This window comes from Bradyrhizobium sp. (genome assembly GCF_035570375.1).
Lineage (GTDB): Bacteria > Pseudomonadota > Alphaproteobacteria > Rhizobiales > Xanthobacteraceae > Bradyrhizobium.
The window spans coordinates 45,307-66,796 of sequence record NZ_DATMLW010000225.1 but is presented as its reverse complement, the minus strand read 5'-3'; the positions used below and the strand labels follow the sequence as shown (position 1 = coordinate 66,796).

The window sequence follows — 21,490 nt, the reverse complement described above, 5'->3', positions numbered from 1 at the left end:
GACTCATCTTCAGCGGGCCGCGGCGAGCAGGCCTTCGACGTCGAGATGATTTTCGATGTGATCGGCGAGCGCATCGAGCGTGCTCTCGACGCTTGCACGGTAATGCAGGTTTGTGGCCGGAATATCCATTCGCGCGAGAAATGCCTTGCGAAAACCGTCCGACGTAAACAGGCCGTGCAGATAGCTGCCGTGCACGCGACCGTCTCGGGAAACGGCGCCTTCGCCCGCGCCGTTGAGAATGGCGAACGGACGTAGGCGGTCCTCACCTTCGGTAAGCCCGATGTGAATTTCATAAGCCTCGATCGGCTCGCCGGTTGCGGCGTGGGAAGCGGTGACGCGGGTTACAGTCTTTTGCGGCGTCATTACCGTTTTCACGTCGAGGAGCCCAAGGCCCGGCGATTCTCCCGATGAACCCTCGATTCCTTCCGGATCTGCCACGCTCTTCCCGAGCATCTGGTAGCCGCCGCAGACACCCAGCACATGGCCGCCGCGGCGATAATGTGCGTGAAGATCGATGTCCCAGCCTTGCGAACGCAGAAAGGCGAGATCGCCGCGGGTCGATTTCGAGCCGGGAAGGATGACAAGCCTGGCATCGCCGGGGATCGCCTCTCCCGGCCGAACCATGACAAGATCGATTTCCCCTTCGAGCTTCAGCGGGTCGAGGTCGTCGAAATTGGCGATCCGCGACAATGCCAGAAAAGCGATCTTGCATTTGCCTTTCTTGCGCGCCTCACCAAGTCCCATCACATCCTCGGCCGGAAGCTCGGCGGCGCGGGAAAAGTAGGGCAGGACGCCAAAGCCCCTCCACGAGGTTCGGCTTTCGATCAACCGGTAACCGTCGTCGAACAGTGAAGGATCGCCACGAAACTTGTTGATGATGAAACCGCCGACCATGGCGGCATCGTCGGGATCGAGCACGGCTTTGGTTCCGACGAGTTGCGCGATGACGCCGCCGCGGTCGATATCACCGACGAGCACCACCGGGACCTCGGCGCTTCGGGCGAAGCCCATATTGGCGATGTCAGCCTTGCGAAGGTTTACTTCGGCTGCGCTGCCGGCGCCCTCCACCAGCACCAGGTCGGCGCGATCTTTCAGCCGGACAAAACTTTCGAGCACCGGCTTCATCAGCGCAGGCTTCATGGCCGCATATTCACGCGCGCGCAACGTCGCGAAGCGGCGTCCCTGCACGACGATCTGCGCGCCGACGTCCGTTTCCGGCTTCAGCAAAACCGGATTCATGTCGGTGTGTGGGGCAACCCCTGCGGCCTGCGCCTGCAACGCCTGCGCGCGCCCGATCTCGCCGCCATCGACCGTCACGGCTGCGTTGTTCGACATGTTCTGCGGCTTGAACGGCAGCACGCGAAGGCCGCGACGCACGGCCAGGCGGGCAAGGCCGGCCACGATGAGCGACTTGCCCACGTCCGAACCGGCTCCCTGGATCATCAATGCGCGCGTCATGGCTCGGATTTCCGGTCAGTACTCGACGCCCGGCTGCGCCTTGATCCCGGATCGGAACGGATGCTTGATCAACATCATTTCGGTGACGAGGTCGGCGGCGTCGATCAGTTCCTGCTTGGCGTTGCGCCCGGTGAGGACGACATGTGTCATCGCAGGCTTTGAGTTCTTCAGGAACTCGACGACTTCGCCGATGTCGAGATAGTCGTAGCGGAGCGCGATATTGATCTCGTCGAGAACGACCATGCGCAAGGCGGAATCGGCGATCAACTGCTTCGCCTTTTCCCAGCCCGCCCGCGCGGCCGCGATGTCGCGGGCGCGATCCTGCGTTTCCCATGTGAAGCCTTCGCCCATCGCATGGAATTGACAGAGATCCCCGAAATGCTCCGTGAGCAGACGGCGCTCGCCGGTATCCCACGCTCCCTTGATGAATTGGACCACGGCGCAGGGAAGACCGTGCGCGACACATCGCAGAATCATGCCGAAAGCCGAGGATGATTTCCCCTTGCCGGTTCCGGTGTGGACGATGATGAGACCCTTTTCACCATGTTTGGCGGCCATCATCCGGTCACGTGCGGCCTTCTTTTTTGCCATTTTCGTCGCATGGCGCGCATCGAGCGACGCTTCGGTGTCGGCGGCTTCCCCGTCATCGACGGCATCCTGTTCGGAAATCATCTGATGCGTTCCTTTGGCTTGACAAGTTGCGGTCTTGGGCAAAAGGTGGACCACTAGCGTTGGTGCTTGTCCTACGACAGGCGAAGAGGGAATGCGATAGGGCTCAAGCCTTAAAGAGCTTGGCCCAAAATGCAGCCGCCCCCGCGACCGTGACCGGAGAGATGCCCAAAGCCACTGATCCCCTCGAGGGATTGGGAAGGCGGGGATCGGAGGGAAAACCCCTGCTCCGCAAGCCGGGAGACCTGCCAGCGCACTATTGAGACCGGCGGACGGGGTGTTCCGCGACGGGGAACGAACCGTTGCAATCATTGGTTCGTGTGCCTCATCGCCTCCCGCCAGACCTTGAGGAGAGCGATGACCGTCACGCTTCACGTCTGCATCACCTGTCGTGCCGGCCAAACACTGAATGAGGGCGAAACCACGCCCGGTGCGCGCCTGCATGCGGCCATTCTCGATTTCGGCGTGCCCGAGGGCGTCAGCGTGGTTGCCGTCGAATGCCTTTCCGCCTGCAGCCAGGGTTGCTCCGTGGCGCTGAGCGCACCCGGACGATGGTCCTACATTTACGGACGTTTGTCGGACTCAAATGCGCCCGATGTGGCCGCCGGCGCGGCAGCCTACGCAGCAGCACCGAATGGTATCGTGCCGTGGCGCAGCCGTCCGGAAATCTTTCGCAAGCAATCGCTTGCACGGATTCCACCCATCTCAGTCGTTTCGGAGGCTGCCGAATGAACACGCTTGCCAAGGTCCCGGTGACGGTTGTGACCGGTTTTCTCGGATCGGGCAAAACTACGCTGATCCGGCACCTGATCAGCAACGCCAATGGCAAGAAACTCGCCGTGCTCGTCAACGAGTTCGGCAGCGAAGGCGTAGACGGAGAGATCCTCAAATCATGCGCAGACGCCAATTGTCCGACGGAAAATATCGTCGAACTTGCCAATGGCTGCATCTGCTGCACAGTGGCCGACGATTTCATTCCCGCCATGGAACAGTTGCTGTCGCGTCAGGTGAAGCCTGATCATATTCTGATCGAGACGTCGGGGCTGGCGTTGCCAAAACCGCTTCTGAAAGCGTTCGATTGGCCCGAGATTCGTTCGCGAATCACGGTCGATGGCGTGATCGCGCTTGCCGACGCCGAGGCTGTGGCGGCCGGCCGTTTCGCCCCGGATCCGGCCGCGGTCGAAGCGCAGCGCGCGGCCGACGAAAACCTCGACCACGAGACGCCGCTTTCGGAAGTGTTCGAGGATCAGATCGCCTGCGCCGACATCGTGCTGCTGACGAAAGCGGACCTTGCTGGCGCAAAGGGACTTGAGGCCGCCAGGGCAGCGATATCGGCCGAGATGCCGCGCCGCGTACCGATGCTCGCGGTCGTCGATGGCGTGGTCGATGCGCGCGTGATCCTTGGCCTTGAAGCCGCGGCAGAAGCCGATCTTGCGGCGCGTCCCTCTCACCACGACGGCGAGGACGAACACGAACACGACGATTTCGCATCCGTCGTGATCGAACTCCCCGAAATCCGCGATCTGGACAGGCTGGTCGCTTCCGTCCAGCGACTGGCGCGCGAGCAGAACGTGCTGCGCGCCAAGGGGTATATCGCGGTTGCGGGCAAGCCGATGCGCTTGCTGCTGCAGGCGGTGGGCGAGCGGGTGCGGCACCAGTTCGATACTGCCTGGGGCATGTGGCCCAGGCAATCGAAGCTGGTTGTGATCGGTGAACACGGCGATATCGACGAGGCTGCAATCAGGGCGGGACTTGGAGTCTGATGCACATTGTCTTTCGCGAGAGCCGCGGTCTTGAAGAGACTGCGACGCCCAGGGATCTCGACCAGCAACCGGCCGAGCTGGTGGCGCTCTCGTTTTCCGACAGCGATCTCGCGGCGTTCGCCGCCGGCTGGCGGCGCGGCCGCGCCAGCCTGCCGTCGCTTCGGCTTGCAAACCTGGCGGAGCTCCGTCATCCGCTCTCGGTCGACACCTATGTCGAGCGGACGCTTTCGCGTGCGCGCGGCGTGCTGGTGCGCCTGATCGGCGGCGAATCCTACTGGTCGTACGGTCTTTCCGCGCTCCATCAACTGGCGAAGAGCAGCGACCTTGCGCTTGCGGTGCTCCCGGCGGATGGTCGCGACGATCCGCGCCTGGACGCGCTCTCGACCTTGCCGATTTCGACACTCAGGCGCCTGAAGGCGTTATGCGACAAGGGTGGTCCGATCGCGGCGCAGGCGGCGATTGCCCAGTTGGCGCTGGCTGCCGGCCTTTATGCCGGGCCGGTGATCGGCGAAATCAATCTTCCGGAGATGGGCTTCTACAACGAAGCACGCGGCGCGATGTCGGTTCTGCCGGCTCCCGATCAGGCACCGCGCGCGTTCGTCATCTTCTATCGTTCCTATCTGTCCGCGGCCGATACCGCACCGGTTGACGCCCTCATCACAGCGCTGCGGCAGAAGGGCTTTGATGCTTATGGCTTGTTCGTCACCTCTTTGAAATCCGATGGTGTGGCAAAATGGTTGAAGACTCTTTTCAGCCGGCACCCGCCAGCCGCGATCGTCAATGCGACAGCCTTCTCGGCCCTCGGAGACGACGGCAGCACGCCGTTCGACGCGATTTCGTGCCCCGTATTCCAGGTCGCATTGTCGACGGCCCGGCGCGATGACTGGCTGGCCTCGCTTCGCGGTCTCTCGCCGGGTGATCTTGTGATGCATGTGGTGTTGCCCGAGGTCGACGGCCGCCTGTTTTCCGGCGTTGTGAGCTTCAAATCGCCGGGCGAACGCGATGCCGATCTGCAGTTTTCACATCTTGCGCACAAGGCGGACGACGAGCGGATCTCTGCGGTTGCCAGGCGCGTGAAAGCCTGGCACCAGCTTGCGCTCAAGCCGACGCGGGACAAGCAGCTTGCGATCGTGCTCTCGAACTATCCCGGCCGTCGCCACCAGGTCGCGCATGCGGTCGGTCTCGATGCCTTGGCCTCGGTCGACACGTTGCTCTCCGATCTCGATTCGGCCGGTTTTGACGTCGAACCTGTGGAAAGGCTTGGCGAGGTTCTCCTGCGAGAGGAATTGGCGTGGGATCTTGGCGATTACCGCGAGGAATTGGTGAGGCTTCCGTGCCAGTTGCAGGATGATCTCGAAAACGCCTGGGGCGCGGCGGAGGATGATCCCTGTTGTCATGGCGGCGAATTTCGTTTTGCCGGGATCCGGCGTGGCAAGATCATCATCGCGATCCAGCCGGAACGCGGTGACTTCGATCATCGCGATGCGGAGTATCACGATCTTTCGCGCACCCCCCGTCACGCCTATGTCGCGTTCTATCTGTGGCTTCGTCGGCAGGGCATCGACGCACTCATCCATATGGGCGCGCACGGGACGCTCGAATGGCTGCCCGGCAAGTCGGTTGCGCTGTCGCCTTCATGCTGGCCGGAAGCGTTGATCGATGATCTGCCGGTGCTCTATCCCTTCATCGTCAATGATCCCGGAGAGGCGGCGCAGGCCAAAAGGCGCACCGGCGCCGTCACAATCGGCCATTTGCCGCCGCCGCTGGCGCGGGCTGCTCTGCCAGAAGGGTTGCGTCGCCTCGAGCAATTGCTCGATGAATATTCAACCGCCGATGGCCTCGATCCTGCGCGTCGCCAGCGTTTGATTGCATTGATCCGCGACGAAGCCCGCGCTGCGGGACTGGAAGATGATCTCGGCATCGCCGGTTCTGCCGCGCCGGCCGAAGCCATTCCGCGGATCGATCGCTTCGTCTGCGATCTCAAGGAAAGCCAGTTCGGCGACGGCCTGCATGTGTTCGGCCGGGGCGATTGCGGTGAGGCCGAGAAGGACGCACTGCTTGCGGCGCTCTCGGGCAAGCGTGTCGCGCCGGGACCTGCGGGTTCGCCGTATCGCGGACGCCGCGACGTGCTGCCGACCGGACGCAATCTGTTTGCCGTCGATCCCCGTGCCGTGCCGACGCCGTCGGCACATGCGCAAGGGATCAAACTTGCCGAGGAGCTTTTGCGCCGTCACCTGCAGGATCAAGGAGACTGGCCGAAGGGGCTCATGGTGGACCTTTGGGGCTCTTCGACCATGCGCACCGCAGGTGAGGATTTTGCGATGGCGCTGCATCTTGCAGGTATCGCGCCCCGCTGGGACCACGCCTCGGGGCGTGTATCGGGCTACGACATCATCTCGCCGGCGGAACTCGGCAGGCCGCGCATCGATGTGACGCTTCGCCTTTCGGGACTGTTTCGCGATGTTTTTTCGTCTCTTGCGCAACTGTTCGAGGCTGCGACCGAGGCATTGGCTGAGCGCGGTAGTGAAGGTAACGAAAATCCGTACATAAATCGCGCAGCGCGCGTGTTCGCACCGCGTCCCGGGCAATATGGCATCGGCATCGCATCGTTGCCGAACGTGTTCACGACAGAATCGCGCCTGGCCGCGGGCGAAGCCTGGCTTTCCGCTTCGTCCTGGGCTTTTGCCGCAGACGGCGAGATGCGCCCTGACCGCGAGGGTATCGAGGCAAGGCTCGCCGCCACCGACGCTTTCGTGCACACCCAGGATCTGCCGGAGACGGACCTGCTGCTCGCTGCGGACTATGCCTCCCATGAAGCCGGCGTGGTGGCCGCGTCCGCCGCGCTCGGCGCCGCCGCTCCATGGCTCTATCACCTCGACGCGACGCGTCCCGATCAAGCGCATGCGCGCTCGTTGACCGAGGAGATATCGCGCGTCGTGCGTGCGCGCGCCGCCAATCCCGACTGGATCGCGGGCATGATGCGCCACGGCTTTCGGGGTGCGGCCGAAATCGCCGCGACGCTCGATCACATGGCGGCATTCGCTCATCTTGCCGATGTCGTGCCTTCGTATCTCTTCGATCTCTACTTTGATGCGACGCTCGGCAATGACGATGTTCGCGCATTTATGGCTCGCGAGAATCCGCCGGCGCTTGCGGCGATCGAAACCTGTTTCAACCACCTGCACGAAGCCTCACTCTGGAAGACGCGCCGCAATTCGATTGCAGCCGCGCTCAAGGAGGCCTCATGAGCGACGTTGCGATCAGGGGATGGTGTCCGGGGGCCTTGCAGCCGATGCGATCCGGAGACGGGCTCGTGGTTCGCATCCGGCCGCACGCGAGCCGGATCGATGCGGCGCAGGCGGTGGGATTAGCAGAGCTCGCCGAGCGACATGGCAACGGCATCCTCGATCTGACCAACAGGGCCAACCTCCAGATCAGGGGCGTTGGCGATGCCAGCTATTTGCCGCTGATCGAGGGGCTCGCGGGGCTCGCCCTGCTTGATCCGGATCCGGACACCGAGGCGAGACGTAACGTCTTGATGACGCCGTTTTGGACCGAAGGCGATGAGATCGCCGCCTTCGCAGCGGAACTGGAGCAGGCGCTGGCGACCGGTCCCGCCGGGGTGCCGACCAAGTTCGGCTTCGCTGTTGATTGCGGTAGGGAACGAGTGCTCGTCGGCGCATCCGCCGATGTGCGGATCGAGCGCGCCGTGACGGGGCATTTCATCGTGCGTGCCGACGGCGCGGAACTTGGCCGTCAGGTCACGCGTACGGAAGCCGTCAAGGCCGTGCTGGCGCTAACCGAGTGGTTTGTCGCTTCAGGCGGAGCCAAAGGCAGCCGAGGACGAATGGCTGCTCATATCGGTGCCGGTGCAAGGCCGCCCGAGGCGCTTTGCGGCAACGCCAGGCCCGCGCGCAGCCAGATATTGCCCGGTCCCGGGCTATATCCGCAAGGCGCGATGTTCGGCTTGGCGTTCGGGCAACTGACCTGTACCGCGCTTCGATATCTCGGCAATTGCGCGCGCGCACTGCGCATGACGCCGTGGCGCATGATCCTGGCGGAGGGGATGGATGAGATGCCCCAATGCGAGGGACTCATAACGCGCGCGGAAGATCCGATCCTGCGGGTTATCGCCTGCAGCGGCGCTCCGCGCTGCGCCCAGGCGTATGCCGACACACGCACGCTGGCGGAGGCGCTTGCGCCACACATTGCCGAAGATGCCCGCCTCCACGTCTCCGGTTGCGCCAAAGGCTGTGCTCATTCCGGTCCGGCGTCGATCACGCTGGTGGCGACCGGTGAAGGATTTGATCTCGTCCGCGGCGGCTCGGTGCGGGATGCGCCGGTGTTGCGCGGACTGAGCCGCGCCGGCATCCTGACAGATCCCTCGCTCTTATTGGGAGCGCGCTGATGCTGCACAGCTATGAGACCGATGGTGCGGCGATCTATCGGCAATCCTTCGCCATCATACGTGCCGAGGCGGAGCTTGCGCGTTTTTCGGTCGACGAGGAACCGGTGGTCGTGCGCATGATTCATGCCGCAGGCATGGTGGGACTGGAAACGAAGATCCGCTTTACGCCGGGCATGGCCGGTGTCGCGCGGGCGGCGCTGCAGAACGGCGCGCCCGTACTGTGTGATGCGCGGATGGTGTCGGAGGGAATCACGCGCGCGCGCCTGCCGGCCGGTAATTCGATTATCTGCACACTCGACGAGGAGGTCGTTCCTTCGCTCGCGCATTCGCTGCGCAATACGCGCTCCGCGGCGGCGATCGAGCTGTGGCGGCCGCGTCTGGATGGCGCGATCGTCGCGATCGGCAATGCGCCGACGGCGTTGTTTCATCTCCTCAACATGCTGAAGGATGAGAATTGTCCAAGGCCTGCGGCAATCATCGGCTGTCCGGTCGGTTTTGTCGGCGCGGCTGAAGCCAAGGCCGCACTGATGGCCGATCCACCCGCGCCGGCGTTGACGGTCGAAGGACGCCTTGGCGGCTCGGCGATCACCGTTGCCGCCGTGAACGCATTGGCAAGCCGGAGCGAATAGAGATGGGCGCCATCATCTGCTGCGGCCTTGGGCCGGGTGATCCGGAGTTGATGAGCGTGCGTGCCGATCGCGAGGTGCGCGCGGCAAAACATGTCGCCTATTTTCGAAAGAAAGGACACCCCGGCCAGGCGCGACGCATTGTCGAAGGGTTGCTGGCCGAAGACGTCTGCGAATATCCGATGGAATATCCGGTCACAACCGAGATTTCCTTTGGCAGCGCGGAATATGTTCGCCTGCTCGCCGACTTCTACGACGAATGTGCCGAGCGTCTGGCGCGGCTTGCGAGCGTCGCCAAGGTGGTCGTGCTCTGCGAGGGCGATCCATACTTCTACGGGTCCTTCATGCACCTGCACGCGCGCTTGCAGGGGCGCGTTGCGATCGAGGTGATCGCCGGCATTCCGGGAATGGCCGGTTGCTGGAATTCGGTCGGCCAGCCGATCGCGCTTGGCGACGACGTTACGACGGTACTGATGGGTACGCTCGCGGAGGACGAGCTGGAGCGGCGGATGCGCAATTCCGATGCACTCGTCATCATGAAGACCGGGCGCAATCTGCAAAAGGTCCGTCGGGCGCTCGTCTCTGCCGATCGTCTCGCCGACGCGTGGCTGGTCGAGCGCGGCACCATGCCGGGCGAACGCGTCGCCCGACTGATGGATGTTCACGAGGCCGACTGTCCTTACTTTGCGATCGTGCTGGTCCACGGCCGTGGACGGCGCATGGAGTGCGCTGAATGACGGGCACGCTGACGATTGCCGGAATTGGGCCGGGCGACGAGGCGATGGTCACGCCGGAGGTCTCTGCCGCGCTCGCTGCCGCAACCGACATAGTGGGCTATGCGCCCTATGTCGCGCGCGTGCGCCGGCGCACAGGACTTGCGCTGCATCCGTCCGACAATCGCATGGAGCTCAAGCGTGCCGGCGAGGCCTTGCGGCTTGCCTCCGAAGGGCGCCATGTCGTCGTGGTTTCATCCGGTGATCCCGGCGTGTTCGCCATGGCCTCCGCCGTGTTCGAAGCACTCGAGGACTCACCACAGTGGCAGGGACTTCCCATCCGGGTTCTGCCTGGCGTGACCGCGATGCTGGCCGCTGCCGCCCGCGTCGGTGCGCCGCTCGGGCATGATTTTTGCGCGATCAATCTGTCCGACAATCTGAAGCCGTGGCCAACGATCGAAAGACGCCTGCGGCTTGCCGCCGAGGCCGATTTCGCGATCGCCATGTACAATCCGCGCTCGGCAAGCCGACCCGAAGGCTTTGCCCGCGCGCTCAATATTTTAAGCGAAGCAGGCTGCGGCGACCGCATCGTGATCTTTGCGCGCGCGCTCACGACGGCCGAGGAGAAGATCGAAACGGTGATGCTGCGGGAAGCGCGACCGGAGATGGCCGATATGAGGACGCTTGTCATCGTCGGCAGCTCGGCAACCCGCCGCATCGGTCAGTGGGTCTATGCACCGAGGCATGCCCGATGACCAAGCCATTGCATCACCTCGGCGACGCTTTCCACCCGCGGCCTGTCGGGGAGTTCGGGCCGCTTCAGCATGACCACGGGAAGTCCGAGTTCGCGCGCCGCATCGATCTTGGCTCGCGCGCCTTCTCCGCCGGAGTTGCGGGCGACGATCCATTCGATTCGGCGCGAGCGCATCATGTCCAACTCGCTCTCGAACGCGAATGGCCCGCGCGACACAATGACGTCCGCATCGGGAAACGGCAATGGCTCACCCGGAGGATCGACAAATCTCAGCGTGTAGGCGTGCTGCGGTTTGGCGCCGAACGCCGCAATATGCTGCCGGCCGATCGCAAGGAAAACACGAGTGCGCGTCAGGGGCAACGCCGTCACGGCCGAGGCGAGATCGGCTACCTCGATCCATTTGTCACCGGGTGCCTTGGCCCAAGGCGCGCGCTCAAGCGCGATCAGCCGCGCGCCGGTTGTTGCGCAGGCCGCAACCGCGTTGCGACTCATTTCGGCCGCGAAGGGATGGGTTGCGTCGATCACATGCGTGATTTTTTCCCGACGAATGTATTCAGCCAAGCCGCTTGCGCCGCCAAAACCGCCGGACCTCGTCGGCAGCGGTTGTGTCGCAGGCGCGCGCGTGCGTCCTCCATAGGAATAGGTCGCTTCAAATCCTGCGTGCGCAACCGCATCAGCAAGCAAGCGAGCATCGCTCGTTCCGCCCAGTATGAGGGCGCGTGTCATGCGTGATCCTTCTGATCCCTGGCTGACCATCATCGGTATCGGCGAAGATGGCCTTTCGGGCCTCTCGGACGCAAGCCGAAAGGCGCTCGCCAGGGCCGAGACGGTCTTTGGCGGCGAGCGGCATCTGGCGCTCGCGAGCATCGGCGACCGCGGCCGCTGCTGGCCGGCGCCATTCCAGACGGATTGCGTCCTTTCCTGCCGCGGCCGTCCGACCGCGGTACTCGCCTCGGGTGATCCGTTCTGGCACGGCGTCGGCGCGGTTCTCGCAGAGCAGCTGAACAGGAGCGAATGGATCGCCCATCCTGCGCCCTCGACATTCTCGCTTGCCGCGGCGCGCCTGGGATGGCGACTGGAGTCCGTGATCTGTCTTGGGCTGCATGCCGCCCCGTTCGCGTGTCTTCTGCCGCATCTAGCTCACGGTGAGCGGATCATTTGTCTCCTGCGCGACGGCGAAGCTGGTGTCGCTCTCGCCAAATGGCTGACGGCCCAGGGGTGGGGCCATTCGCAGCTCTGGACCCTTGCTGCGCTTGGAGGGAAACGCGAATCCATCACGCAGCATCGCGCCGACAGCTACGACGGCGATCCAGCCGCGGACCTCTTGGCCATCGCATTGGAAGCGAAGGGTTTTGGCGGGCTGCCGCGCAGCTCGGGCCATGCGGATTCGCTTTTCGTGCATGATGGCCAGATCACCAGGCGGCCGATGCGCGCACTGGCGCTCTCTGCGCTTGCGCCAAGGCCAGGCGAACGTTTGTGGGACATCGGCGCGGGATCCGGCTCGATCTCCGTCGAATGGGCGCTGTGCGGAGGAAGTGCGATCGCGATCGAAGCCCGCAAGGATCGCGCCGAAAATATCCGCAAGAATGCCACGGCGTTCGGCCTCGCCAACCGGATTGCGGTCGTCGAGGGGACCGCGCCCGGAGTGCTGGGCGACCTCAAGACGCCGCAAGCCGTCTTCATCGGCGGAGGGCTTGATCTTGCGATGTTCGATGGCCTTTGGCCGCTGCTGGAGGTGGGCGCACGGCTGGTTGCGCATGCTGTAACGCTTGAGACCGACGCACTCCTGTCGGAGCTGCATCGGCTTCACGGCGGCGAACTCATGCGCCTCGAAATCGCGCATGCGGGCAAGCTCGGCCGATATCGCTCATGGGAGATGGAGCGGTCGGTCGTGCAATGGAGTGCGGTGAAATGAGGGTCGCAGGGCTGGGATTCAAGCGAGACGTCACACTGGCTTCGCTGCGCGAAGCGCTTGTTGCTGCCGGCGCCGAAGGTCTTGCGGCGGTGGCAACCGTCAGCGACAAATCGCAAACGCCGGTGCTGCGGTTGCTGGCGCGAGAGCTCAATCTGCCGATCAAGGCCATTCCGGCGGCCGTTTTGGCCGGCATCGAAACCCAGACACAATCCGATCTCGTCCAGGCGAGATTCGGCGTGGGCTCCGTCGCCGAGGCCGCAGCACTTGCGGCGGCGGGTGCTCGTGCGCGTCTCGTTTCCTGCCGAACCGTTTCGCAGGATCGCACGGCTACTGCGGCAATTGCCGAAGGAGATGGCGAATGACGGTGCACTTCATCGGCGCCGGACCAGGCGCTGCCGACCTGCTTACACTGCGCGGGCGCGACATCATCGCCGCCTGTCCCGTATGTCTCTATGCCGGCTCGCTGGTGCCGCAGGGCGTTCTCGCGCATTGCCCGCGAGGGGCCCGCATCATCGATACCGCACCACTATCGCTCGACGAGATCATGTCGGAGATCGTCATCGCGCATGCCCAGGGCAAGGATGTTGCGCGGCTGCATTCGGGCGATCTATCGATCTGGTCGGCGATGGGCGAGCAATTGCGCCGTCTGCGTGCGCTTGAAATTCCCTACACCATCACTCCCGGCGTGCCGGCCTTTTCGGCCGCTGCCGCCGCGCTCGAGGCGGAACTCACGCTGCCGGGAGTTGCGCAATCCGTCGTGCTGACACGAACTTCGGGGCGGGCGAGCGCGATGCCGAAAGACGAAAGCCTCGCCGCCTTTGCCGCAACCGGCGCGGTGCTTGCGATCCATCTCTCGGTGCACATGCTCGACAGGCTGATTGCAGAGCTCACGCCGCACTATGGCGCAGATTGCCCCGTGGCGATCGTCTGGCGCGCAAGCTGGCCGGAGCAACGGATCATTCGCGCCACGCTCGGTACACTCGATGCTGCCGTCGGCCCCGAGCTCGAACGCACGGCGCTTGTGCTCGTCGGCAGGACACTCGGTTCGGAGGATTTTGCCGAAAGCCGCCTGTATGCGGCCGACTATGACCGCCGCTATCGTCCGCGAGGACCGACGCCGCGCTTCCCGGAGGCCCTATGACGCAGGCACTTGTCATTTCGGCGCCCGCCTCGGGCGCAGGCAAGACAACGCTGACGCTGGCACTCGCGCGCGCTTTTCGCGATCGCGCCCTCAAGGTGCAGTGCTTGAAGAGTGGTCCCGATTATATCGATCCCGCGTTTCACGCAGCCGCGACGGGCCGCCCCTCGGTCAATGTCGACAGTTGGGCGATGGATCGCGAGACCATTTGGCATCTCACCTCGCGCGGCGCGGACGCTGATCTTGTGCTGGCCGAGGGCTCGATGGGCCTGTTTGACGGCGTTGCCACGCCGGGCGTCTCCGGCACCGGCGCCACCGCCGATATTGCCGAAATGATGGGATGGCCGGTCCTGCTCGTGATAGATCCTTCCGGGCAGGCGCAAACCGCCGCGGCCGTCGCTGCTGGACTGCGCGATTTTCGCGCCGGCGTGCGCCTTTCTGGCGTGGTTCTCAACCGCCTTGCAAGCGCGCGGCATGAGGATCTCGTGCGCCGCGCGCTCGCCGACGTCGGCATAGCTGTGTTCGGCGCTTTGCCTCGCAACGCCGCGATCGCCTTGCCGAAGCGGCACCTCGGTCTGGTGCAGGCCGAGGAACATGAACAGGTTGGCGCCCTGATCGCCGAAGCCGCGCGCTTTATCGGCGGCCATGTCGATCTCGATGCGGTGCTGCAATCGGCAACCGTCTGGTCACCGCAACCGGTTGTACGAGGTCAAAAGGTCAGACCGCCCGGTCAGCGGATCGCACTGGCGCGGGATGCCGCCTTCTCCTTCATGTATCCGCATATGCTCGAGGCCTGGCGCGCGGCCGGAGCCGAGATCGCGACGTTCTCCCCGCTCGCCGACGAGATTCCCGATGCCGGCGCGGATGTATGCTGGCTTCCGGGGGGCTATCCGGAATTGCATGCCGGCCGTCTTGCGGAAAACCGGCGGTTTCAACGCGCGCTGAGCTCTTTTGCCCAAACACGGCCGGTGCACGGAGAGTGCGGGGGCTACATGGTGCTCGGCGGCGCGCTGACCGACGCCGACGGCACGCGCCACGAGATGGCGGGATTGCTCGGGCTCGAAACGAGCTTTGCCAAGCGCCGCATGCATCTTGGTTACCGGATTGCCGAGCTGGCTGCGCCAATACCCGGACATGAGGCGGGCGCACGCCTGCGCGGCCACGAATTTCATTATTCGACCATTGTTTCGCAGCCGGATACGCCCTTGGCGGTCGTGCGCGACGCGGCAGGCGCCGTGATTGCCGAGACCGGCTCGCGCCGCGGTCATGTCACTGGTACATTCTTCCACCTCATCGCGGAGGACAGGTGAGCGGCTTCGTCTCCTTTGTCTCGGCCGGTCCGGGAGATCCAGAGCTGTTGACGCTGAAGGCGGTGTCGCGTCTGCGCGCGGCCGACGTCGTGCTGTATGACGACCTTGCCTCAGGCGCAATCCTGGATCATGCAAGCGAGCAGGCCAACCTGGTGGCGGTCGGCAAGCGTGCGGGACGCCAGTCGACCAGGCAGCAGCATGTCAATCGACTGCTCGTCGACTATGCCGCAACCGGTGCGCGCGTGGTGCGCCTGAAATCAGGCGATGCAGGCATTTTTGGTCGGCTGGAAGAGGAGATCGAAATGCTGCGCGCGGCCGGTATCGGCTACGAGGTCGTTCCTGGCGTCACCTCCGCATGCGCGGCGGCAGCGCAAGCCGGCATTCCGCTCTCGCGCCGGCATACCTCGCGCCGGATCCAGTTCGTGACCGGTGCCGATACCAGCGGCCTGTTGCCTGCAAATCTCAACTGGGGTGCGCTTGCCGACCCGGAATCGACCACCGTGGTTTACATGGGAAGGCGAACTTTTCCGCGTCTTGCAGCAAAACTGATCGAGCACGGCATGAGCCCGGACACGCCGGCACTATTTGCAGAGTCGCTCGGCCATGCCCAAGAGCGGCTGGTCCGCTCCACCGTCGCAGGACTCGCCGAACGGCTAAGTCAGGATACCGACGCGACGACGGCCGCCGTGATTCTTTTCGGCGCACTGGCGCCCCTTGGTCCCTGCCACTTTTTCGCACCGCAAGCCGGCAAGCCGGATTGCAATCTGCAACGCCAGCGCCGTCCGGAGTGACGGCATAAGGGAATAGACCATGCATATCGAACCGGGAATCGTTGCGGGCGCCAAGATCGTCCTGAGCTATGCCACGGGTGCGGCGGCCGGCGCCTGCGCATTGAAGCTTGCCGTGGATAGCGTGCGCGAGCAGGGGGTCGTCTCGTTTGCCGTACGTAGCGTCGCAGCCACGGCCCTGGTGTTCTCCTTCTTCGAGCTGCTGCCGCACTTTCGGGTCGGTGTCTCGGAGGTGCATTTCATTCTCGGCTCGACATTGTTCCTGATTTTGGGCGCCGCGCCCGCCGCGTTCGGACTGGCGCTCGGTCTTCTGTTTCAGGGGCTGTTCTTCGTGCCGGCCGACTTGCCGCAATACGGCATGAACGTGACCACGCTATTGGTGCCCTTGTTCGCGATTCGCTCGCTCGCGGCGCGCATCATTCCCCCCAAGACCGCCTATGTCGACCTCAAGTATCGCCAGGCGCTCGCGCTGTCGACGGCGTATCAGTCCGGAATCGTCGCGTGGGTTGCATTCTGGGCACTTTACGGCGCGGGGTTTGGCGCGGCCAACCTCGCCAATATTGTCACCTTCGCCGCATCCTACGCGCTCGTCATCGTGATCGAGCCGCTGGCCGATCTGGCGGTGCTGGCGCTGGCAAAATCGCTGCGCGGCGTCACGGCAGACGGATGGGTCACCCGCCGTTTGCACCATGCCGCGTGAATGACGAAGGCGGTCGGACGGTACGACCGCCTTCCACCTTCGCGCCATGCTAACTCTCTCTTTGATTGGTATCGGTTGCGGTGATCCCGAGCAGCTCACACTTGCCGCGATCCGCGCGATCAACAAGGCCGATCTCATTCTCGTTCCAAGGAAGGGGAAGGAGAAGTCCGATCTTGCCGACTTGCGGCGCGGGATTTGCGCGAACGTGCTGACGAACGACAAGACGCGCGTCGTCGAGTTTGATCTGCCGGCGCGTGACGCCGGTGAGGAGGATTACCGCAGGGGCGTGGACGAATGGCATGACGCCGTCGCCGAGACCTGGTCGCGGGAAATCGCAGCCCATCTCGGCGGTCAAGGGCGCGCGGCGCTTCTGATCTGGGGCGATCCCTCCTTATATGACTCCAGTCTGCGGATCGCGGCACGGCTTGAGCCGCCGCCACGCATTGAGGTGGTCCCGGGTGTCACGTCGATCCAGGCGCTTTGCGCAGCCCATGCGCTGCCGGCCAATGACATCGGCGAGCCTTTTCTGGTCACGACGGGACGCCAGCTGCGCGAGCGTGGCTGGCCGTCCGGCGTGAACACGGTGGTGGTCATGCTGGACCGCGGGGGTGCGTTCCAATCCCTCGAGCCGGAGGGACTGCACGTCTGGTGGGGCGCCTACCTCGGCATGCCCGACGAAATCCTCATCTCGGGCGAGCTGGCCGAAGTCGGGCCACGTATCGTCGCCGCGCGAGCGCAAGCGCGACAACGGCACGGCTGGATCATGGACAGCTACATTCTCAGGCGCAGATAGCGATCATCGGCGAACAGTTCATTCAAGGCAGGACAACATGCTAGCCAAGTGGGTCTACCAACCGTGCCCGGGCGTCTCGGCCATTCATCGCGATGCGGCCCTGGCTCGGCAGGCTCAGCTTACCAAACCGGCCGGCTCGCTGGGACGACTCGAGCAACTCGCCATTGAACTCGCTGGCCTGCAGGAGACGGAGCGGCCGCGCGCGATGCGCGTGCCCATCATCATCTTCGCCGGCGATCACGGCGTCGTCGCCCAGGGCGTCTCGGCCTATCCTCAGGAAGTCACGATCGCCATGATGTCGAATTTCGCCTCCGGTGGTGCCGCCATTTCGGTCCTTGCGCGCGAATTGGGTTCAAGACTGGAGGTCGTCGACGCGGGCACGCTCGCGCAGTCGCCAGTGCCTGGAATCGTGACAGACAAACCGCGCAGCGGCAGCCGCGACTTCAGCACCGAAGCGGCGCTGGAGACCGTCGAAGTAGCGTTCGCATTGGAATGCGGAAAGCGCGCGGTGTTGCGGGCTGCCGGAGAGGCGCCCGATCTCCTGATCCTTGGCGAGATGGGCATCGGCAATACCACGAGCTCGGCGGCGGTCGCAGCCGCCCTGCTTGGGATCAGCGCCGAAGCGATCGCCGGCAGCGGGACGGGCGTCGATGCGGCCGGCCGCGCACGCAAGGTGAGCGTGATCGACCAGGCTCTCGCGCGGCACGGGCTTACGAGGGGCGGCGTTTCTGCCGAGGATGTGTTGTGCGCGGTCGGCGGTCTCGAAATCGCTGCCATTTGCGGTGCGATCATCGCGGCCGCTCAGCTTCGTTTGCCGGTCCTGCTCGACGGTTTCATCGTCTCCGTTGCGGCGCTGGCGGCAGTGCGTCTCAACCCCTCATGTCGTCCATTTCTCCTGGCCTCGCATCAATCGGCGGAGCGGGGGCATCGGCTGGTGCTCCGCGCACTGGACATTCCGCCGCTCATCGATCTCGACCTCAGGCTCGGCGAGGGATCGGGAGCCGCGGTTGCATTGCCGCTGCTGCGCCTCGCATGCGCGCTGCACAATGAAATGGCGACCTTCGCACAGGCGAACGTTCCACGCGCCAACTAGATCATGATGCGATTAAGTGGAAATCGCATCATGATCTCATCTCTTTGTTTGAGCATGATCTTTTCGGAAAACCGGTTTCCACTTTTCCGGATCATGCTCTAATGGTCTGCGCCGTTGCGACAGATCGTGGCAGCAGGCCTGCCGTCATCGTTCGCCAGGGCCTCCTTTAGTTTCTGGACGTTCTTCGCGCAACGCAATCTCGGGGAGATTGCGAACGCTTTGATTGACCGACACCACCCGCCATCCGTTCCGCAGGCGATCAATCCGGGTAATCGACAACGGCTGGACCAAAAAACGCAAGGCCGCTTCGACGTCGATATCGAGCGCGATGCAGAGCGCAGCGCGGATCGTTCCGGAGTGGACCACGAGTATTGACGGACCGGGCTCCAATTTCAGAAGCCCCAGCCTGGTCCTGGCCACCTGGTCTTCGAAGCTTTCGCCGCCGGGTGGTCTCGATCGAGCGGGATCTTGCCAGAACTGCGCGTAGCCTTCTTCGCCGCCGGCAGCAAGATCGTCGTGACGGTGGCCGGTCCATGCGCCAAAATCCTGCTCGGCGAATTCAGCCATCAGGACCGGATCGAGCCCAAGCGCCCGCGCCGTCTCGATCGTCCGTCGTGCCGGGCTGGCGTAGCTTGCAGCTTCGGAAGGCAGATGCCTTCGCACGGCATCCAGATGCGCCCGATCGCTCAGCTCGGCCGGAGCGTTTGCGGAATGGATCATTCCATCGACCCCGGCGACGGCCGCGTGCCGGACCAGCCAAAGAAAGCTTTCCCCTTCCATCTTATTTCCGACGATTCTCCGGCCGACCGCTATCTGGTGTTCAGGCCGGCCCGTTTCTGCCGCTAGCAAGCATCTACCATTGTAAGCCGGCTGGGCTAACTCCTTCGTCACCAATCTTTTCGAAAACGGGGGGAAGCCTTGTCCGTCTTGGTCGCGGATTTGCTGCCGCAGCCGGCGGCACGGCGGACCTCTATTTCGAGCGGGCCGCCCGCTCGTCGCTGCAACGATCGTTATGATCGCATATCGTCGACGAAATCGACAGTGGTCCCCTTCGAGACCTCTTTCGCGACGCGTTCGGCGTCCCAATTAGTGAGACGCACGCATCCGTGCGATTGAGCCTTGGACACCTTGCCGGGATCAGGCGTGCCGTGGATGCCGTAGCCTTCAGCGGAGAGGTTGATCCACACCGTGCCGACCGGATTGTTCGGCCCGGGCTTGATCGTGAAAGGCTTGTTCGAGTGAATCCCCTTGAAGTGGTATTTGGGATCGTACCGATATGTTGGATTGTGCTCGATCGCGGTCACCTTCAGAGTGCCGGTGGGCGATGGCTTTTCTTCGCTACCGACGGTCGCCGGGTAGAACCCGATCAGGGCGTTCGACCGATCAAACAGCTTTACCGTCTGCCGGTTCTTGTCGACCTCGACCCTGGCCGCTTTCGTGGAATTTGCCGTGTTCTGGTCGCCTGTATCGACGACGATGATGGTGTCGCCGGCGCGGTCGAAACGCTGGAGGGGATTGAGCGCAGCGAGCAGCTGCTCGCTCATGTGAAATTTCTCGGCCAGACCTTCGCGGGGGCTGGTGTAGCTCAGCCTCGGAATGTCCTTCATGGCTTCCATCTTCTGCGGCAGCTTGTGCAGGAAAGGTCCCCTGACGTCCTTTTCGGTGATCGTGTAAGTCGTAAGCACAGCCGCGTTGTCGGTTTCGAGTTTTTTCCAGAGCTCTCCGGTGAGATCGCTCGTGCCTGGCAGCTGTTGCGCCTCGGCGTATGCACGCAGCGCCTTCTTGGCGTTTTCGCCGAATTTGCCGTCGATCTCACCCGGGGAGAAGTGTGCACGGCCCAGCAGCACCTGCAGCCGAACGCCGAGAGGACTCGGTTTCTCGGCCGAAAGCGATTTTCCCGAAGGCTCGGCGGAATTGACAACCGCGGGCGTCAGTTCAGCGCTGGCGGCCGGAGTTGCCGCCAAGGCGATGAAAAAGCCGAGCCACACGCGCGTCGGCACGCTGATCCGACGTTTGGCGCTCGCAGGCGCCCGCAATTCCATCGACGCACCTCCCGCAAAGCTGCATATGAGGTAACAAACGCGGTCAGCGTTCGTTCCCGCCGGTGGTGGGCGCTCGGATGTCCGCGAATAGAGCATGCTTGAGTCTTCGGTTGCCAGGTCTGCAGCCGCCGGCGTGAACCGTTTTCTGTCGAGACGGAATCGTGAAACTCGCTCCACCGCGGCGCGTTGATTACGGAACCAGCCTGGTACCTGCTTCGTCATGGCGCTTATAACCGTCAAACCGAACGAGATCGACGTCGCAATCGCGGCTGCGATCGCGCGAAAGGCACGCCCTGTCCCCGAGGAGGTCGCGCGCGCGGTCACGTGGGGGGCCGACGAGAAGCTGCTGCTCGCAATGGCGGCCGTCGGTTGGCTCGTCACGCGGAGGGAACCCGAATCGCTTCGGCGCGCCGGCAATCATTTGTTGCTGGTGACGGCGACCGCCTCGCTCCTTCCGCATGTTCTCAAGTTGATGTTCGATCAGACCCGACCGGACCGCCTGACAGTGCTGGGCCACTTGCGCGGCATTCCTCGCTCGGGAAAGCCCAATGACGCTTTTCCGTCCGGTCACGCGCTACACATGGGTGCGCTGGCTTCCGCCGCGGGCGCATGGCCGCAGCCTTCGCGGGCGACGGCTCGCGGCTTCGCAATCGCTCTGTCGCTCACGCGTGTCTTCATCCTGGCGCATTGGGCGAGCGATGTCGTCGTCGGCTTTTTGATCGGGATCGCCCTCGAGCGGTTGGTGCGGCCATGGACCGGCTATCCGAAGACGCCCCCCGACGCCCAGTTCGAGGGAAGCCCGAGGCGCGCGCAGCTTCCGTGGAACTGAGCCGGCCGCCTGAAGTTTCTTCGTCATGGGGCTATTTGCGACCAAGAGATATCGCCTTGAGCCCGGCCAGAATTCAGCAAGCACTAGGGAGGCTTCGCCACTCGATCGAGGAGTTCGGCCCGTATCAATCGCTTGCGCTTTTGGCTCTGCCCCTGTGTTTGGTCGAGCCTTCAAAACTTGTTGCGGTCGCCCTGATCGGCGAGGGGCATTGGCTTACGGGCACGGCTATGATTACGGCCGCTTATGCGGCAAGCCTTGTGCTAGTCGAACGGATTTTCCTTGTCGTCAAACCGAGGCTCTTGAAACTTCACTGGTTTGCGAAGGGATGGGCCTGGATCATCGTGCGGCGATACAGATTCGTAAAAGCATTTTCGAGGTAGTCTCAGCCGCCCAATTCTGGCACCACATACCGGCTTCCTTTTCCTGTGCACCGTTTGGTTGATCGCTTCTCGTTCAAGTTGCGGGTTTTTGCTGCACGTAGGCATTTACAT

General features: G+C 63.7%; 22 protein-coding genes and 1 riboswitch. Of the genes, 17 read left to right on the top strand and 5 right to left on the bottom strand.

Annotated elements, in window-relative coordinates; translation table 11 throughout:
* Positions 1 to 9: 9 nt before the first annotated feature.
* On the bottom strand, positions 10 to 1,458 hold the full coding sequence (locus tag VNX23_RS24685; RefSeq protein ID WP_325634184.1) for a cobyric acid synthase: 1,449 nt from the start codon (positions 1,456 to 1,458) through the stop codon (positions 10 to 12).
* Positions 1,459 to 1,473: 15 nt separating this feature from the next.
* Positions 1,474 to 2,130 (bottom strand): cob(I)yrinic acid a,c-diamide adenosyltransferase, encoded by a 657-nt coding sequence (cobO, locus tag VNX23_RS24680; RefSeq protein WP_325634183.1) that lies wholly within the window; start codon positions 2,128 to 2,130, stop codon positions 1,474 to 1,476.
* A 43-nt stretch (positions 2,131 to 2,173) separates the two neighbouring features.
* Positions 2,174 to 2,394, top strand: a riboswitch (cobalamin riboswitch).
* Positions 2,395 to 2,484: 90 nt separating this feature from the next.
* Between cobO and VNX23_RS24675 the strand changes: the two genes are divergently transcribed.
* The 7 genes from VNX23_RS24675 to cobJ are packed head-to-tail and all read left to right on the top strand — an operon-like array spanning position 2,485 to position 10,392.
* Positions 2,485 to 2,859 (top strand): DUF1636 domain-containing protein, encoded by a 375-nt coding sequence (locus VNX23_RS24675; RefSeq protein WP_325634182.1) that lies wholly within the window; start codon positions 2,485 to 2,487, stop codon positions 2,857 to 2,859.
* The gene (cobW, locus tag VNX23_RS24670; RefSeq protein WP_325634181.1) at positions 2,856 to 3,890 is read left to right on the top strand and encodes a cobalamin biosynthesis protein CobW; all 1,035 of its coding nucleotides are present in this window, start codon (positions 2,856 to 2,858) and stop codon (positions 3,888 to 3,890) included. The genes VNX23_RS24675 and cobW overlap by 4 nt, the downstream gene beginning before the upstream one ends.
* The gene (cobN, locus tag VNX23_RS24665) at positions 3,890 to 7,138 is read left to right on the top strand and encodes a cobaltochelatase subunit CobN (RefSeq protein WP_325634180.1); all 3,249 of its coding nucleotides are present in this window, start codon (positions 3,890 to 3,892) and stop codon (positions 7,136 to 7,138) included. Before cobW ends, cobN begins: the two co-directional genes overlap by 1 nt.
* Complete coding sequence (gene cobG, locus VNX23_RS24660; protein ID WP_325634179.1) at positions 7,135 to 8,298, top strand: precorrin-3B synthase; 1,164 nt, start codon at positions 7,135 to 7,137, stop codon at positions 8,296 to 8,298. Before cobN ends, cobG begins: the two co-directional genes overlap by 4 nt.
* The gene (locus VNX23_RS24655) at positions 8,298 to 8,927 is read left to right on the top strand and encodes a precorrin-8X methylmutase (protein WP_325634178.1); all 630 of its coding nucleotides are present in this window, start codon (positions 8,298 to 8,300) and stop codon (positions 8,925 to 8,927) included. The genes cobG and VNX23_RS24655 overlap by 1 nt, the downstream gene beginning before the upstream one ends.
* Before the next feature lie 2 nt (positions 8,928 to 8,929).
* Positions 8,930 to 9,661 (top strand): precorrin-2 C(20)-methyltransferase, encoded by a 732-nt coding sequence (locus VNX23_RS24650; protein WP_325634177.1) that lies wholly within the window; start codon positions 8,930 to 8,932, stop codon positions 9,659 to 9,661.
* The gene (gene cobJ, locus VNX23_RS24645; protein ID WP_325634176.1) at positions 9,658 to 10,392 is read left to right on the top strand and encodes a precorrin-3B C(17)-methyltransferase; all 735 of its coding nucleotides are present in this window, start codon (positions 9,658 to 9,660) and stop codon (positions 10,390 to 10,392) included. Before VNX23_RS24650 ends, cobJ begins: the two co-directional genes overlap by 4 nt.
* Here cobJ and VNX23_RS24640 read toward each other — a convergent pair.
* Complete coding sequence (locus VNX23_RS24640) at positions 10,368 to 11,117, bottom strand: cobalt-precorrin-6A reductase (protein ID WP_325634175.1); 750 nt, start codon at positions 11,115 to 11,117, stop codon at positions 10,368 to 10,370. The two genes, cobJ and VNX23_RS24640, sit on opposite strands and share 25 nt — an antisense overlap.
* On the opposite strand from VNX23_RS24640, the gene cbiE reads away from it, so the two are divergent.
* The 8 genes from cbiE to cobT are packed head-to-tail and all read left to right on the top strand — an operon-like array spanning position 11,116 to position 18,128.
* The gene (cbiE, locus tag VNX23_RS24635) at positions 11,116 to 12,306 is read left to right on the top strand and encodes a precorrin-6y C5,15-methyltransferase (decarboxylating) subunit CbiE (protein ID WP_325634174.1); all 1,191 of its coding nucleotides are present in this window, start codon (positions 11,116 to 11,118) and stop codon (positions 12,304 to 12,306) included. The two genes, VNX23_RS24640 and cbiE, sit on opposite strands and share 2 nt — an antisense overlap.
* Positions 12,303 to 12,668: a cobalamin biosynthesis protein gene (locus tag VNX23_RS24630; RefSeq protein ID WP_325634173.1), complete on the top strand. Its 366-nt coding sequence runs from the start codon at positions 12,303 to 12,305 to the stop codon at positions 12,666 to 12,668. Before cbiE ends, VNX23_RS24630 begins: the two co-directional genes overlap by 4 nt.
* Positions 12,665 to 13,447, top strand: coding sequence for a precorrin-4 C(11)-methyltransferase (gene cobM / locus VNX23_RS24625; protein ID WP_325634172.1), 783 nt, complete (start codon positions 12,665 to 12,667; stop codon positions 13,445 to 13,447). The genes VNX23_RS24630 and cobM overlap by 4 nt, the downstream gene beginning before the upstream one ends.
* Entirely contained in the window at positions 13,444 to 14,754 is a 1,311-nt protein-coding gene (locus VNX23_RS24620; RefSeq protein WP_325634171.1) for a cobyrinate a,c-diamide synthase, read from the top strand. Before cobM ends, VNX23_RS24620 begins: the two co-directional genes overlap by 4 nt.
* Positions 14,751 to 15,545, top strand: coding sequence for a uroporphyrinogen-III C-methyltransferase (cobA, locus tag VNX23_RS24615; RefSeq protein WP_325634170.1), 795 nt, complete (start codon positions 14,751 to 14,753; stop codon positions 15,543 to 15,545). The genes VNX23_RS24620 and cobA overlap by 4 nt, the downstream gene beginning before the upstream one ends.
* Before the next feature lie 19 nt (positions 15,546 to 15,564).
* Complete coding sequence (locus tag VNX23_RS24610; RefSeq protein ID WP_325634169.1) at positions 15,565 to 16,242, top strand: energy-coupling factor ABC transporter permease; 678 nt, start codon at positions 15,565 to 15,567, stop codon at positions 16,240 to 16,242.
* Positions 16,243 to 16,288: 46 nt separating this feature from the next.
* Positions 16,289 to 17,035, top strand: coding sequence for a precorrin-6A synthase (deacetylating) (gene cobF, locus VNX23_RS24605; RefSeq protein ID WP_325634168.1), 747 nt, complete (start codon positions 16,289 to 16,291; stop codon positions 17,033 to 17,035).
* A 37-nt stretch (positions 17,036 to 17,072) separates the two neighbouring features.
* Entirely contained in the window at positions 17,073 to 18,128 is a 1,056-nt protein-coding gene (gene cobT, locus VNX23_RS24600) for a nicotinate-nucleotide--dimethylbenzimidazole phosphoribosyltransferase (RefSeq protein ID WP_325634167.1), read from the top strand.
* A gap of 144 nt (positions 18,129 to 18,272) precedes the next feature.
* On the opposite strand, the gene VNX23_RS24595 is transcribed toward cobT, so the two are convergent.
* A complete protein-coding gene (locus VNX23_RS24595) occupies positions 18,273 to 18,848 on the bottom strand; it encodes a histidine phosphatase family protein (RefSeq protein WP_325634166.1) in 576 nt (191 codons plus the stop codon).
* On the opposite strand from VNX23_RS24595, the gene VNX23_RS24590 reads away from it, so the two are divergent.
* Entirely contained in the window at positions 18,840 to 18,974 is a 135-nt protein-coding gene (locus tag VNX23_RS24590; protein ID WP_325634165.1) for a hypothetical protein, read from the top strand. The two genes, VNX23_RS24595 and VNX23_RS24590, sit on opposite strands and share 9 nt — an antisense overlap.
* Before the next feature lie 164 nt (positions 18,975 to 19,138).
* On the opposite strand, the gene VNX23_RS24585 is transcribed toward VNX23_RS24590, so the two are convergent.
* Positions 19,139 to 20,170: a L,D-transpeptidase family protein gene (locus VNX23_RS24585; RefSeq protein ID WP_325634164.1), complete on the bottom strand. Its 1,032-nt coding sequence runs from the start codon at positions 20,168 to 20,170 to the stop codon at positions 19,139 to 19,141.
* 220 nt (positions 20,171 to 20,390) lie between these two features.
* Here VNX23_RS24585 and VNX23_RS24580 point away from each other — a divergent pair, with 220 nt between their 5' ends.
* Complete coding sequence (locus tag VNX23_RS24580) at positions 20,391 to 20,999, top strand: phosphatase PAP2 family protein (RefSeq protein WP_325634163.1); 609 nt, start codon at positions 20,391 to 20,393, stop codon at positions 20,997 to 20,999.
* Positions 21,000 to 21,490 lie beyond the last annotated feature (491 nt).